Below are 13,406 nucleotides of genomic sequence, written 5' to 3' on the forward strand. Positions count from 1 at the left end.
ACGGTGGTTGTGCGATGGCTTTCAGGCGGCGCGGCGCAATACGCAATCGCCCTTATCGCCTTAAATTGCCGCCAGCTGCTTTTCCACCAGGGCAATGGCGGCCGCCACGGCAGCCTCGCGCCCCATGGCAGACGTATCGAGCAGGGCCGCGCCGGGTGCCTGGCGCAGGGGCGCGGTGGCGCGGCCCGCGTCGCGCGCGTCGCGGGCGGCGAGGTCTGCCTCGATTTCTTCGCGCGCCACCGTGCGGCCCTGTGCCTGCATTTCGGCCCAGCGCCGCAGTGCCCGCGCCGCGACGCTGGCGGTCACGAACAGCTTGGCCTCTGCATGCGGGGCGATGACGGTGGCGATGTCGCGCCCGTCGAGCACGGCGCCGCCCGGCTGGTTGGCAAAAGCCTGCTGGCGCGCCAGCAACGCGGCGCGCACGTCCGGATGGATCGAGACGCGGCTGGCCAGGCCCCCGCTTGCTTCCGAACGCAGTTCGGGATCGGCGAGCAGGCTTTCGGGAAAGTCCGTGGCGGCCAGCGCATCGGCCGGATCATCCGGACTACCGCCATTGAGCGCCACCTGGCGGCCGACTGCGCGATAAAGCAGGCCGGTATCGAGATGGGGCAGGCCGAAATGATCGGCCAGCGCGCGGGCGATCGTGCCCTTGCCCGATGCCGTGGGGCCATCGATGGCAATGATCATCGCGGGTTCGTCCTTCCTTCACGCATTCTTTTTTCGCGCAGGGCCTTGGCCAGGCCCCAGATCGCGATGGCCGACCAGAACCCCTCCAGCACCAGCGATGCAGGGTTGAGATTGACCATCAGCGAAACCGTCAGCAACGCGGCGCCGGCCAGGTTGGTGCCATGCTGCACGAACGGGTTGGGCTGGCGGCCATTGGCGCTTTCGCGCGTGGTATAGGCATAGGCCACGATGATGCAGGCCATGCCGATAAAGCCGCAGATATTGGCAAACACCGGCGAAAGCGTCATTGCCCCGTGGCCGTGGCGATCAACTGCTCGAACACCGGGAAGCTGGTCGCGATGGGACGCGTATCGTCCACTTCCACCCCGGCCGCGCTGGCCAGGCCAGCGACCGCCATCGACATGGCAATGCGGTGATCGAGATGGGTGGCCACGGGATGGTTGTTGGCACCGCGCAGCCCTTCGCCGCCGGTGCCGTCGATGATCAGGCCGTCCTCGGTTTCCTGCACGCGGGCGCCGGCCTGTTCCAGCGCGACGCGCATCACCGTGATGCGATCCGATTCCTTGACGCGCAGCTCTTCCAGCCCGCGCGTGATCGTGCGGCCCTGGGCATGGGCTGCGGCCACGAACAGCACGGGGAATTCGTCCACCATGCTGGGCACCACGGCGGGATCGACATCGATTCCCGTGAGCGTGGAGGCGCGCACGCGCAAGTCTGCCACCGGTTCCCCCCCCACGTCGCGGCGGTTTAATTCCTCGATGCTGCCGCCCATCTGGCGCAGCACGTCGAACAGCGCGGCGCGGGTGGGATTGAGGCCGACGTTCTCGATCACCAGGTCAGACCCCGGCACGATCAGCGCCGCCACGGCAAAGAATGCGGCAGACGATGGATCGCCGGGCACGGTGATGGTCTGCGGTTTGAGTTCAGCTTCGCCGACCAGGCGGATCACGCGGGCGCCGTCGCTATCGAGTTCGACCGACAGGTCGGCGCCAAAGCCGCGCAGCATGCGTTCGGAATGGTCGCGCGTGGGCACCGGTTCGATCACGGTGGTGATGCCGGGCGTGTTGAGCCCGGCAAGCAGCACCGCGCTTTTCACCTGGGCCGAGGCCACGGGCAGGCGATAGGTGAGGGGCACGGGCGTGGCTGCGCCTTCCACGATCAGCGGCAGGCGCCCACCGGGATAGGCGGTGAAGCGCGCACCCACTTGGCTGAGCGGATCGATCACCCGGCCCATCGGCCGCTTGGACAGGCTGGCATCGCCCACGAAGCAGGCGGCGATCGGATGGCTGGCGACCAGGCCCATCAAGAGGCGGGTGGACGTGCCCGAATTGCCCATGTCGAGCGCGCCGTTGGGTTGCAGCAGGCCGCCCACGCCCACGCCCGCGACCAGCCAATCGCCATTGGCCTGGCGTTCGATGGTGGCGCCCATCGCGCGCATGGCGGCAGCGGTGGAGAGGACGTCTTCGCCCTCCAGCAGCCCGGTCACGCGGGTTTCGCCAACGGCCAGCGCGCCCAGCATGATCGAGCGGTGGCTGATCGACTTGTCACCCGGCACGCGAATCCGGCCCTTGAGCGGCCCCTGGGCGGCAAAGCGGCGGGGGCGCATGAGGGCGGGATCGGAATGGGTGCTCACGGATCGATCTTTCCAAGAATGCCAAAGGGGCCAGGAATGCAAAAGAGGCTGCAAAAACGCGCGGCTTTTGACAGCGCGCGGCCACTATGGCAAGGCGCCCGCCGCAGTCTGTCATGCGCACGCTTGATTTCCGGGCAACGCGCATACAGATGGTCTTTGGCAAGACGCTTTTTTGCTTTCGGTCCGTGCCCCAATGGCGGCGGGCGAGCTTTTCGAGGATTATCCATGGTCAAGCCTGAATGGGGCGCCAAGCATAGCTGTCCGAAGTGCGGCACCCGCTTTTACGACCTCGGCAATGCCGATCCGGTGACGTGTGTGGAATGCAAGTATTCCTGGCATCCCGAGCCGGTGCTCAAGTCGAAGCAGCCGATCCCCTATGAAGAGATCCAGAAGGAAAAGGTCGAGGCGGATGCCGACGTCGATCTGGCCGACGAGGATCTGGACATCGACGACGATGGCGATTCGCCCGACAACGACGTGGACCTGGGTGGCGACGACGACCTGGGCGTGGGCGCGCACGACGGCGAGGACGAGGAAAACTAAGCCTTTCGGGGTTGCCCGGGGATGTCCACAAGACATTTCCGGGAGGCCCGCGAAAATCGGCAGGCGGCAAAAAAAGCCTCTTGCCAGCCGTCAGCCTCTCCCTTAGAGGCGCGGCTCCCGGCGATGATCACCACTTGGTGGCTTGGCCGGACAGGGTGCCTCCCAGGGTGTCCTGGCAGACGATTTGGGGCCGTAGCTCAGCTGGGAGAGCGCTACAATGGCATTGTAGAGGTCAGGGGTTCGATCCCCCTCGGCTCCACCAGTCTGCGAAAGTTCTTGGATTAACAGGAACTTCGTCTCTTGTGGACGTCAATGCTGGAACACGTGGGGCCGTAGCTCAGCTGGGAGAGCGCTACAATGGCATTGTAGAGGTCAGGGGTTCGATCCCCCTCGGCTCCACCAGTTCCGGATCAAAAAAGCCCCGCCATGTGTGGGGCTTTTTGCGTTTTGGCCTTATTCGCGCTCGGGCACTGGCACGTTGAAGCCGTTGAGCGTGACCGAGACCATGGCATAGAGCCCGACCAGGAAGATCAGCTCGTTGAGCCCGTCCTGGCCAAAGGTTTCGCGCGCCAGGGCATAGACCGGCTCGGGCAGCACGCCGCCGCGCGCAAGGGCATAGGCCAGGTCGAACGCCACGCTTTCATCGGGTGCCAGGTCCGCCGGCTTGAGATCGGCGGTCAGCGTGGCGAGGCGCTGTGCGCTCATGCCGTCCTTCTCGGCCACGGCGACATGGGCATAGATCTCATAGGCGGCATCGAATCGGGCGCCAACCGCCAGGATCACCACTTGGCGCACGCGATCGGGCACGGTCGCCTCTGCCGTCAGGGCCAGCGTCAGGTCCCAGATCGCCTTGCCGATGCGCGGGGAATGCAGCCAGGGATTCCACGGACCCATCAGCGCGCCGGAATCATCGATCACCTTGAAAGCGTTGAAATTGCTGGCGATGCCTTGGCGCATCGCTTCGTAGAGCGGCTTTTGCTCGTCGGTCAGTTGGGCCGGGGGAATGAGGGGCAGGCGCATGGGCGCTCCTTTTTTGTGCGGTGCAACAGGTCCCGCGCCTGCAATGCACCATGCGCCTGCCGGTTCCGTTGATCTGTGTTCGGATGGTTCGGCACCGGCCCGCTCCCCCACCCGACCTCCTATAGGGTACTATCGTTGGGAGGTCGGGTGGGGGAGCGGGCCGGTGCCGAACCCAAAATTCGCCTTGCGGCGAATTTTGAACCAGATCTTTACATTCTCAGGCCGATTTCGCGCAGGCGCTGCTGCAGGTACTCGTCCGCCGTGATCGACACGGGATAGCGATCGGGGTTCTCCGCGGTGATGCACTGGGGCAGGGTGTGGAACGCGAAATCGCTGCGCAAGTGCAGGAAGAACGGCATCGAATAGCGGCTGAACCCGGCCCGCGCGCCATCGGGATTGCGCACCCGGTGCGTGGTGGAGGGCAGCACGTGGTTGGTCAGGCGCTGGAGCATATCGCCGATGTTGACCACCAGGGCGCCCGGCGGGGGCGAAACCTCGATCCAGCGGCCATCGCGGGCGAGCAGCTCCAGCCCCGCTTCCTCGGCCCCCAGCAGCAGGGTGATGAGATTGATGTCTTCATGGGCGCCGGCGCGGATGGCGCCATCGGGCGCGCCGGGCACCGGCGGATAGTGCAGCAGGCGCAGCACCGAATTGCCATCGGCAATCGCGGGATCGAACCAATGCTCGTCCAGCCCCAGCCACACCGCGATGCGCGCCAGGATGCGGGCGCCCACGTCGTCGAAGGCGGCGAACAGGGTGGTGAAGGTGTCGCGGAAACCCTCGGGCTCGCTTGGCCAGACATTGGGCGGCATGGCCGCCGCCAGCGGATGGCCGGCCGGCAGATCGCGGCCGACATGCCAGAATTCCTTGAGATCGCTGACTTTCGCACCCTTGGCGATTTCGGTGCGAAACGGCGTATAGCCGCGCGCGCCGCCGATGCCGTGAATGGCATATTCGCGCTTTTGCGAATCGGGCAGGGCAAAGAATGCCTGCGTCTGCGCCCAGGCGCGCGCCACCAGATCAGGATCGAGCCCGTGATCCTTGACCATGGCAAAGCCGAACTGCTGGAAACTGGCGCCAAGATCGCGCGAAAGCGTGGCCGGATCGGCCGCAAGGGACAAGACGGGCAGGGTATCGAGGTTCATTTGGCTCCCCAGGGGAAAATGCGGTATGGGCGCGCCTTCCAACCCATTTTCCGCAAGGTTTCCATGATCGAGATCAGTGCCGATACCCAGCTTTGGCTGATGAAGTCCGAACCCGACGTGTACGGCTGGGACGATCTGGTCAACGAAAAGGAGGGCACCTGGGATGGCGTGCGCAACCATCTGGCAGCGCGGAACCTGCGGACGATGAAGGAGGGCGATCTGGCGTTCTTCTATCATTCCAACATCGGCAAGGAAATAGTTGGCATTGCAACCATCAGCGTGCCCGGCCTGACCGACCCGACCGATCCCGACGGCAAATGGGCGGCGGTCAAGGTCAAGCCGGTGGCCAAACTGGCCCATCCGGTCACCCTCAAGACGATCAAGGCCACGCCCGAACTGGCCGAGATGGAACTGGTGCGCCTGTCGCGCCTGTCGGTTTGCGCAGTACGGCGTGATGAATGGGCCCATATCCTGGCGATGGCCGGCGGAACGGTTTAACGCGCACGACAACGGCCTGTCGCATCGCATGGAACCAACCGGGCGCCTGAGGCGTAGTTGGCTTCGAAGGATGCGGCCGGCTCCCCCCTCTCCCGGCCGCATCCGAACCTTTAAAATCAAGGAGATGCACCATGGGTGAACTCAAGGATCGCGCCAAGGGCCTGGCCAACGAAGCGGTTGGCAACGTCAAGGAAGCCGCCGGCAAGGCGACAGACAACGCCAAGCTTCAGGCCGAAGGCCTGGCCCAGCAGGCCAAGGGCAAGACCCAGCAGGCCGCGGGCAAAGTGAAGGGCGCTCTGGGCGACGACATCTGATCGCTGCGCTACAGTCCCTGACATGACACGGCGGGCCGCCCTTTTCCCGGGGCGGCCCGTTTCGTTTGTGGGCCCTGTCCCATGGCGATACGCCTGCAGCAGCGCACGGGCAGCGCGGGCAGTGGCATCATGGTTAATATTGTCTAAACAGGGCGGGCATGTTCGATTCCGCCCCTCATCCCGCGCCCCGATCGGGCAGCGTCTTTGGCAAGGCGCCGGGCCATCCGTTCCGTGCCACGCTGCCGCGCCGCGTGCTCTTGCCGATGCCGGTGCACGAGCCCGAAGTGCTGGCAGCCATGGAGCGCGCCGCATTGCGTTCCCAGCCTGTGGACTGGAAGCGCATCACGTTGCAGGACGTGAAGGAATTCCTGATGGCCTATTGCGCCTGTTTCATGGCGATCATGGCCTTCATCAGCTGAACCAGCTTTAGCCGACCATTTCGTCGAATGTGTGCGCCTCGCGCTCGCCCAGGTGCACGCGCTCGGCGCGATAGAGCAACCACCCGAGCCAGGCCGAAATAAGGCAGAGCACCCCGGTCAGCAGCAACTGGTCGACGATGCGCACGCCGGCGGCCGTCAACCCCATCGCCAGCAGCGAGCCCACCAGCATGGCCGCCGAATTGACGATGTTGTTCGCTGCAATGGTGCGCGCTGCCTCGCACTTTTCCACCACCGTGGTGAGGAAGGCATAGAGCGGCACGATGAACATGCCACCGGTGATGGCGATGCCCAGCAGCGTGCCCACCAGTGGCACGGCCAGCGGCGCGGTGATGAACCCGGTCAGGTTGAGCAAGCCGCGCTGTTCGGGCACCGGCCAGGCCGCGCAGACGAAGTGGAAGCCGGCCACGAACAGCCCGGTGCCCACCACGCAGGCCGGGGCATAGCGCGCCGAAACCGTGCCCTTGAGCAGCCGGTTGATCGAGATCGAGCCGATCGCGATGCCCACGGAAAAGATCACCAGGAACAGGCTGGCCACTTCCTTGCTGCAGCCCAGCACGTTCTTGGCCAGTGGCGGGAACTGCACGAACAGGATCGCGCCCACCGCCCAGAAAAAGCTGATCGCGGCAATCGCCAGGAACACGCGCGGGTGGCGCGTGGTGGAATGGACCAGGCGATAGAGCGAGACGACCTGGTCTGCCACAACCACTGGCACCAGGCCCACGGCGCGCACCAGGCTGCGCGGGCGCGCCAGGAACGGGCGCAGCAAGGGCAGGGCCAGCGGTTCGTCCAGCTTTTCGGGCGGGGCATCGGGCACGCTGCGCCCGGCGAAAAAGCCGATCAGCGCCGTCACGATCACCGTGATCGCCGCTGCCGGGGCAGAGATGTAGCCAGCCACGATGGTGCCGGCCAGAATCGCCATGTAGGTGCCCGCTTCGACCAGACCGGTGCCGGCCAGCACCTCATCGGCGTGCAGGTGCTGGGGCAGGATGGCGTACTTGATCGGGCCAAAGAACGTGGAATGCACGCCCATCGCAAACAGCGCCAGCAGCATCAGCGGAATGGCGATGCCTTCGACGTGGAAACCCTTCCATGCCAGCAGCAGGCCGGCCGCGCCCACGCCCATGATCCCGATCTCGCAGGTCTTGACGATGCGGATGATGCGGGCCTTGTCGCGCATGTCGGCCAATTGGCCCGACAGCGCGGACAGCGCCACGAAGGGAATGATGAACAGCGCCGTCGCCATGCCGGAAAAGTGCGCTTCGGCTTTTTCCGAATTGTACACGCTGAACACCACGAACAGCACCATGGCGTTCTTGAACAGGTTGTCGTTGAACGCGCCCAGCAACTGGGTGACGAACAGGGGCAAGAAGCGACGGGCGCGAAGGAGATGCGTTGTGGTGGTCATTCTAAATGTTGCCGGGCATCCCTGGTCTCTGTTCCGCCTGCCTTAGCGCCCCACGCGGGGGGGGCAAGGGGCAAGCGAGGCACCACGCGGGATTTGCCCGCAGCCTGTCGTAAATGGGTGGCGCCCGAACGATCGGCAAGATGGCCGAGCGCAAGATCGGCCATGCCAGCCGTATGGTGCACAAACCGTTTCCATGTTTGCGGCCAGCGCCGTATTGCGTAACGACCATGCTGACGTTGCCCAACATTCTCACGCTTTCGCGCATTGTCGCCGTGCCGCTGCTGGTGGCCCTGCTGTGGTGGCCACACTGGCCCACCGGCTATGCGCTGGGCTTTGCCATGTACTGCCTGATGGGCGTGACCGACTATTTCGACGGCTACCTCGCCCGCGCGCAGGGGGCGGTGTCGAAGCTGGGCGTGTTTCTCGATCCCATCGCCGACAAGATCATGGTCGCCGCCGTGATCCTGGTGCTGACCGCGCAGGGCGTGCTGACCGGCCCCTATGTGGGCGACATGCACGTGATCGCCGGCCTCGTCATCCTGCTGCGCGAGATCGCCGTATCGGGCCTGCGCGAGTTCCTGGGTGGCATCCAGGTTTCGGTGCCGGTGTCCAAGCTCGCCAAGTGGAAGACCACGTTCCAGATGGTCTCGCTCGGCTCGCTGATCCTGGGCTGCGCCACGCCGTGGTGGACGCTGACCCTGTCGGGCATCGTCATCAACGTGCCGCACACGGTGGGCCTGGCGACGCTGTGGGGCGCAGCGGGGCTGACCGTGATCACCGGCTGGGATTACCTGCGGGTTGGTTTGAAGCACATGGATTGAGTGGGGCTTCGGCAGCCGGCGTTAGGTTTATCGCAGCGGAACAGCGGGACCCCGGATCAAGTCCGGGGTGACGAAGAGATGATACCGTCACCCCGGACTTGATCCGGGGTCCCGCTACTTCATCGCGCCCGATGGTCTCTCACAAACTCTCCGCCAGATAGCGGTCCGGGCGGTGCCAGGTCATCACCATCAGGTTGGCGCAAGTGGCGCTGACCAGTGACCAGATCGCGCGTTCGGGGCCGAGGACGAGGGCCGAGGCGGCGATGATCGTGGCGTCTGTGATCATCAGCAGGCGGCCGAAGTTCCAGCCCTTCTTGCGGCTGAGCCAGCGGGCGATCACGCTCGATCCGCCCACGGCGGTGCCGTGCCGCGTCACGGCGAGGAGGCCCATGCCCATCACCGTGCCGCCGATCACCGCGGCGGCGGCGGGGCTGGCCGAAGTGAGCACCAGGCCCTTGGCCACCAGCGTCACCATGCCGGTGATGGCCAGCGTCGCGACCAGGCTGCGCAGCGTGTAGGGCGTGCCCTGGCTGCGCCAGAAGAGCAGGAAGATCGGCAGGTTGAGCACGGCAAACAGCGTGCCGGGCGAAAGCGGCGCGAGGTACGACAGCAGCAGCGCCAGGCCGGCCATGCCCCCGGTGATCAGCCGCGCCTGGTGCAGCAGGTGCAGTCCCAGGGCCAGCAACAGGCAGCCCGTAGCAACGCCGTAGAGATCTTCCAGCGCGTTGTGGCGCTGGACTTTCATGGCGCGCGCAGTTCCTCGGCCAGGAGCTTGAATTCCTCGGCACGGGGAGAGTTCTTGCGCCAGACCAGCGCAATCTCGCGATAGGCGTGATCGGACTGCAGCGGGCGCGCGACGATGTGGGTGTCGTGCAGGATGCCGGCTTCCACCGCCATTTCCGGCAGCATGGTGAGGCCCAGGCCATTGTCCACCATCTGCACCAGGGTGTGCAGGCTGGTGCCGATCATCGTGGCGCTGGCGCGCAGTTCGGGCCGGTTGCACGCGGCCAGGGCATGCTCTTTCAGGCAGTGCCCGTCTTCCAGCAGCAGCAGGCGATTCTCGTCGATCAGCGACGGGGGAATCGATTCGGGCGGATCGCGCGGATCATCCTGCGGGAAGGCGACATAGAGCCGGTCCTTGAACAGCGGGGCCACGTCCACTTCGCCGGTGGCAAAGGGCAGGGCCAGCAGCACGCAATCGGCGCGGCCATGGTGCAGCGATTCGATCGCGGCGGCGCTGGGCTCCTCGCGCAGGAACAGCTTCAATTGCGGGCGATCGCGGCGCAGGCGGGGCAACAGGCGCGGCAGCAGGAACGGCGCGATCGTGGGGATCACGCTCATCCGCAGTTCGCCGGCCAGCGGCACGCCGTGCGACTGGACGAGTTCGGACAGTTCTTCGGCTTCGCGCAGCAGGCGATGCGCCTTGGCCACCACCTGGTTGCCCAGCGGGGTGAAGCGCACGACGCGGCGCGTGCGCTCCACCAGAGTGACGCCCAAGAGCGATTCGAGTTCGCGCAGGCCCGCCGAGAGCGTGGACTGCGAGACGAAGCACGAATCGGCCGCCTTGCCGAAGTGGCCGTGTTCGTGCAGCGCCACCAGGTATTGCAATTGCTTGAGGGTGGGCAGGTAAGTGCTCATTCCCCGGTCGGCTCCTCGGGTGCCGTGCCCGCCGCCGGAGCGGCCCCGCCATTGTTGCCGATCTGGTCGATATGCGCCATCTTGAGCTTGCCGTTGACCACGGCAAAGGCCAGTCGCCCTTCGACCAGTTCCAGCGCATCGCGGCCGAACTGTTCGTAGCGCCAGCTTTCCAGCAGGGCCAAGCCCTTGCGCTGCCCGGCAGCGAGCGCTTCCAGATCGTCGCTGCGGGCGAGCAGGCGCGAGGCCACGTCGATCTCGCGGCTGCGGATCTTGAGCAGCAGCTTGAGCAGATCGGCCACCAGCGCGCCTTCCTTGCCCAGCGGCGCACCGCGCGCCGCGCGCGGCGGCATTTCCGCTTCGGTCAGGGGCTTGGCATCGGCCAGGGTCTGCATGAGGCGGCGTCCGATGTCGTTATCCTTCCATCCGGTGGAGAGGCCGCGCACTTTGGCCAGGTCATGCTGTTCGCGCGGCGGGTGGCTGGCGATGTCGGCCAGGGTTTCGTCGCGCATGATGCGGCCGCGCGGGATGTTCTTGTCCATCGCCTCGGCCTCGCGCCAGGCGGCGATCGCGCGCAGGCGGCCGAGCACGGCGGGGTTGCGGCTGGGCGGACGGATCTTTTCCCACACCTTGCCCGGGTCGTTGCGATAGTTTTCGGGGTCGGCCAGCTTTTCCATCTCGATGTCCAGCCACTCGCCGCGCCCGGTCTTGATCAGGCGCTTGAGCATCCTGGGGAAGATTTTCGACAGGTGCGTGACGTCGCCGATGGCATATTCGATCTGCCGCTCGGTGAGCGGGCGGCGCGACCAGTCGGTGAAGCGCGCGCCCTTGTCGATCGACAGGCCCAGCCAGGCTTCGACGAGATTGGAGTAGCCGATCTGCTCGCTTTGCGAGAGGGCCATCATCGCAATCTGCGTATCGAAGATCGGGTGCGGCGTGCGGCCCGAAAGATTGTAAATGATTTCAACGTCCTGGCCGCCGGCATGGAAGACCTTGAGCACGTCTTCGTTGTCCACCAACAGGTCGAGCAGCGGGGAAAGGTCGATCCCCGGCGCCAGCGGGTCGATCGCGGCCGCTTCCTCCTCGTTGGCGATCTGCACCAGGCACAATTCCGGCCAATAGGTGTTCTCGCGCATGAATTCGGTGTCGACCGTGACGAAGTCTGACTTGGCCAGCCGCTCGCACAGTTCGGCAAGCGCGGCGGTCGTGGTAATCAGCGGATGTATCTTCATCGTTCTTTTCTGTATGGCCCGATTCCGCCGTTCAGGTGCCGCAACACCTTGGGGCGGCCTGGGGCCGGTGGTGCCCCCGTCCGGGAGCGGCGGCTTGACAAAAGCGCGGCCATCGCCTCTTGGCCGCGCCAGACATTAAGCCTGTCTCACCTGCCTTATTGCAGACCGATTGGAAAGAGTTTCGATGCATCCTTACCGTTCCCACACCTGCGGCGCCCTCTCGCGCGAGCATGTCGGCGAAAACGTTCGCCTCTCGGGCTGGGTGCATCGCAAGCGCGACCATGGTGGCGTGCTGTTCGTGGACTTGCGCGATCACTACGGGATCACCCAGATCGTGGCCGATAGCGACAGCGCGGCGCTGCCGCTGCTCGAAGGCGTGCGCGTGGAAAGCGTCGTCACCATCGAAGGCGTGGTGAAGGCGCGCAACGAAGCGACCGTGAACGCCAATCTGGCGACCGGCGCCATCGAAGTCTTTGCCAAGGCCGCCACCGTGCTTTCGGCGGCGGAAGAACTGCCCATGCCGGTGGCCGGGGAGCAGGAATATCCCGAAGACATCCGCCTGCGCTATCGCTTCCTCGATCTGCGCCGCGAGACGCTGCACGCCAACATCGTCACGCGCACGAAGATCATTTCCGACATGCGCCGCCGCATGGAAGGGGCCGGTTTCACCGAATATTCCACCCCGATCCTGACGGCGTCGAGCCCGGAAGGCGCGCGCGACTTCCTGGTGCCGAGCCGCATCCACGCCGGCAAGTTCTATGCGCTGCCCCAGGCGCCGCAGCAGTACAAGCAGCTGCTGATGGTGGCGGGTTTCGACCGCTATTTCCAGATCGCGCCGTGCTTCCGCGATGAAGACCCGCGCGCCGATCGCCTGCCGGGCGAATTCTACCAGCTCGACCTGGAAATGAGCTTCGTGACCCAGGAAGAAGTCTGGGAAACGATGGAGCCGGTGATCGGCGGCGTGTTCGAAGCCTTTGCCGACGGCAAGCCTGTGACGCCCGTGGGCCAGTTCCCGCGCATTCCTTATGATGAGGCGATCCTCAAGTATGGTTCGGACAAGCCGGACTTGCGCAACCCGCTGATCATCACCGACGTTTCGCACCACTTCACCGCTTCGGGCTTTGGCCTGTTCGAGAAGATCGTGGGCGGCGGCGGCGTGGTCCGTGCGATTCCCGCGCCGGGCACGGCGGACAAGAGCCGCAAGTTCTTCGACGAGATGAACGACTGGGCGCGTGCCGAAGGCCATGCGGGCCTGGGCTATGTCACCCGCAAGGGCGGCGAGTTCGGCGGGCCGATCGCCAAGAATCATGGGGCCGAAGGCATGGCCGCGCTCTATGCCGAGCTGGGCCTTGGCGAAAACGACGGGCTGTTCTTTGCCGCGGGCAAGGCCGACCAGGCCGCCAAGCTGGCGGGCCTGGCGCGCAACCGCGTGGCCGCCCAGCTCGGCCTGGTGGAAGAAGGCACCTACAAGCTGTGCTGGATTGTCGATTTCCCGTTCTATGAATGGGATGAAGACAACAAGAAGGTGGAATTCAGCCACAACCCGTTCTCCATGCCGCAGGGCGGGATGGACGCGCTGTCGAACCAGGATCCGTTGACGATCAAGGCCTTCCAGTACGACCTGGTGTGCAACGGCTATGAAATCGCTTCGGGTTCGATCCGCAACCAGTCGCCCGAAACCATGGTCAAGGCGTTCGAGATCGTCGGCCTGACCAAGGGCGACGTGGAAGAGCGCTTTGGCGGTCTTTACCGCGCGTTCCAGTATGGCGCGCCACCCCACGGCGGGATGGCGGCCGGGGTGGATCGCATCGTCATGCTGCTGTGCGGCGCGCAGAACCTGCGCGAGATCACGCTGTTCCCGATGAACCAGCGGGCCGAAGACCTGCTGATGGGTGCGCCTTCGCCGGCCGAACCCAAGCAGTTGCGGGAACTCAATATTCGCGTTGTCGAACAGCCCAAGGGCTGATCGGCAGCGCCTTCCGACCGGCGCTCGTGTCCCACGCTTGAGAGGGCACGATGCGGGCGCCTCTTGC

At 65.4% G+C, this 13,406-nt stretch carries 15 protein-coding genes and 2 tRNA genes; 8 read left to right on the top strand and 9 right to left on the bottom strand.

What is annotated here, in order from left to right:
* Window positions 1–60: 60 nt before the first annotated feature.
* From FHT19_RS16585 to aroA, 3 genes are read right to left on the bottom strand one after another with little or no spacing between them, the layout of a single operon-like run.
* Window positions 61–687, bottom strand: a complete 627-nt coding sequence (locus FHT19_RS16585) for a d(CMP) kinase (RefSeq protein WP_169475969.1) — start codon at window positions 685–687, stop codon at window positions 61–63.
* Window positions 684–974, bottom strand: coding sequence for a permease (locus FHT19_RS16590; protein ID WP_169475970.1), 291 nt, complete (start codon window positions 972–974; stop codon window positions 684–686). Before FHT19_RS16590 ends, FHT19_RS16585 begins: the two co-directional genes overlap by 4 nt.
* Window positions 971–2,293, bottom strand: coding sequence for a 3-phosphoshikimate 1-carboxyvinyltransferase (aroA, locus tag FHT19_RS16595; RefSeq protein WP_211185009.1), 1,323 nt, complete (start codon window positions 2,291–2,293; stop codon window positions 971–973). Before aroA ends, FHT19_RS16590 begins: the two co-directional genes overlap by 4 nt.
* Before the next feature lie 252 nt (window positions 2,294–2,545).
* On the opposite strand from aroA, the gene FHT19_RS16600 reads away from it, so the two are divergent.
* From FHT19_RS16600 to FHT19_RS16610, 3 genes are all read left to right on the top strand, one after another.
* Window positions 2,546–2,863, top strand: coding sequence for an FYDLN acid domain-containing protein (locus FHT19_RS16600; RefSeq protein ID WP_168556744.1), 318 nt, complete (start codon window positions 2,546–2,548; stop codon window positions 2,861–2,863).
* A gap of 186 nt (window positions 2,864–3,049) precedes the next feature.
* Window positions 3,050–3,125 (top strand) — tRNA-Ala (locus FHT19_RS16605).
* Window positions 3,126–3,189: 64 nt separating this feature from the next.
* Window positions 3,190–3,265, top strand: a tRNA-Ala gene (locus FHT19_RS16610).
* 51 nt (window positions 3,266–3,316) lie between these two features.
* Here the strand turns inward: FHT19_RS16610 and FHT19_RS16615 are convergent.
* Together FHT19_RS16615 and FHT19_RS16620 are read right to left on the bottom strand one after the other, a co-directional pair.
* Entirely contained in the window at window positions 3,317–3,883 is a 567-nt protein-coding gene (locus FHT19_RS16615; protein ID WP_168556745.1) for a carboxymuconolactone decarboxylase family protein, read from the bottom strand.
* A gap of 209 nt (window positions 3,884–4,092) precedes the next feature.
* Window positions 4,093–5,028: an isopenicillin N synthase family oxygenase gene (locus FHT19_RS16620; RefSeq protein ID WP_169475972.1), complete on the bottom strand. Its 936-nt coding sequence runs from the start codon at window positions 5,026–5,028 to the stop codon at window positions 4,093–4,095.
* Between the two features lie 63 nt (window positions 5,029–5,091).
* Here FHT19_RS16620 and FHT19_RS16625 point away from each other — a divergent pair, with 63 nt between their 5' ends.
* The 3 genes from FHT19_RS16625 to FHT19_RS16635 all read left to right on the top strand — a co-directional run bounded on the left by FHT19_RS16625 (window position 5,092) and on the right by FHT19_RS16635 (window position 6,259).
* On the top strand, window positions 5,092–5,526 hold the full coding sequence (locus FHT19_RS16625) for an EVE domain-containing protein (protein WP_169475973.1): 435 nt from the start codon (window positions 5,092–5,094) through the stop codon (window positions 5,524–5,526).
* Window positions 5,527–5,657: 131 nt separating this feature from the next.
* Window positions 5,658–5,840 (top strand): CsbD family protein, encoded by a 183-nt coding sequence (locus tag FHT19_RS16630; protein ID WP_168556748.1) that lies wholly within the window; start codon window positions 5,658–5,660, stop codon window positions 5,838–5,840.
* Window positions 5,841–5,998: 158 nt separating this feature from the next.
* Entirely contained in the window at window positions 5,999–6,259 is a 261-nt protein-coding gene (locus FHT19_RS16635) for a hypothetical protein (RefSeq protein ID WP_168556749.1), read from the top strand.
* A 7-nt stretch (window positions 6,260–6,266) separates the two neighbouring features.
* Here the strand turns inward: FHT19_RS16635 and FHT19_RS16640 are convergent, their stop codons facing one another.
* On the bottom strand, window positions 6,267–7,685 hold the full coding sequence (locus tag FHT19_RS16640) for an MFS transporter (protein ID WP_169475974.1): 1,419 nt from the start codon (window positions 7,683–7,685) through the stop codon (window positions 6,267–6,269).
* Between the two features lie 227 nt (window positions 7,686–7,912).
* On the opposite strand from FHT19_RS16640, the gene pgsA reads away from it, so the two are divergent.
* Window positions 7,913–8,506, top strand: coding sequence for a CDP-diacylglycerol--glycerol-3-phosphate 3-phosphatidyltransferase (gene pgsA / locus FHT19_RS16645; protein WP_168556751.1), 594 nt, complete (start codon window positions 7,913–7,915; stop codon window positions 8,504–8,506).
* Between the two features lie 139 nt (window positions 8,507–8,645).
* On the opposite strand, the gene FHT19_RS16650 is transcribed toward pgsA, so the two are convergent.
* From FHT19_RS16650 to rnd, 3 genes are read right to left on the bottom strand one after another with little or no spacing between them, the layout of a single operon-like run.
* The gene (locus FHT19_RS16650; RefSeq protein WP_169475975.1) at window positions 8,646–9,251 is read right to left on the bottom strand and encodes a YitT family protein; all 606 of its coding nucleotides are present in this window, start codon (window positions 9,249–9,251) and stop codon (window positions 8,646–8,648) included.
* Window positions 9,248–10,144 carry a hydrogen peroxide-inducible genes activator gene (locus FHT19_RS16655; protein ID WP_168556753.1) on the bottom strand — a complete coding sequence of 299 codons (897 nt, stop codon included), beginning with the start codon at window positions 10,142–10,144 and terminating at the stop codon, window positions 9,248–9,250. Before FHT19_RS16655 ends, FHT19_RS16650 begins: the two co-directional genes overlap by 4 nt.
* Complete coding sequence (rnd, locus tag FHT19_RS16660) at window positions 10,141–11,373, bottom strand: ribonuclease D (RefSeq protein ID WP_169475976.1); 1,233 nt, start codon at window positions 11,371–11,373, stop codon at window positions 10,141–10,143. Before rnd ends, FHT19_RS16655 begins: the two co-directional genes overlap by 4 nt.
* 184 nt (window positions 11,374–11,557) lie before the next feature.
* On the opposite strand from rnd, the gene aspS reads away from it, so the two are divergent.
* Entirely contained in the window at window positions 11,558–13,339 is a 1,782-nt protein-coding gene (gene aspS, locus FHT19_RS16665) for an aspartate--tRNA ligase (RefSeq protein ID WP_169475977.1), read from the top strand.
* Window positions 13,340–13,406 lie beyond the last annotated feature (67 nt).

Origin of the sequence: Novosphingobium sp. SG919 (assembly GCF_012932495.1) — a bacterium.
Classification (GTDB): Bacteria; Pseudomonadota; Alphaproteobacteria; order Sphingomonadales; family Sphingomonadaceae; genus Novosphingobium; species Novosphingobium rhizosphaerae.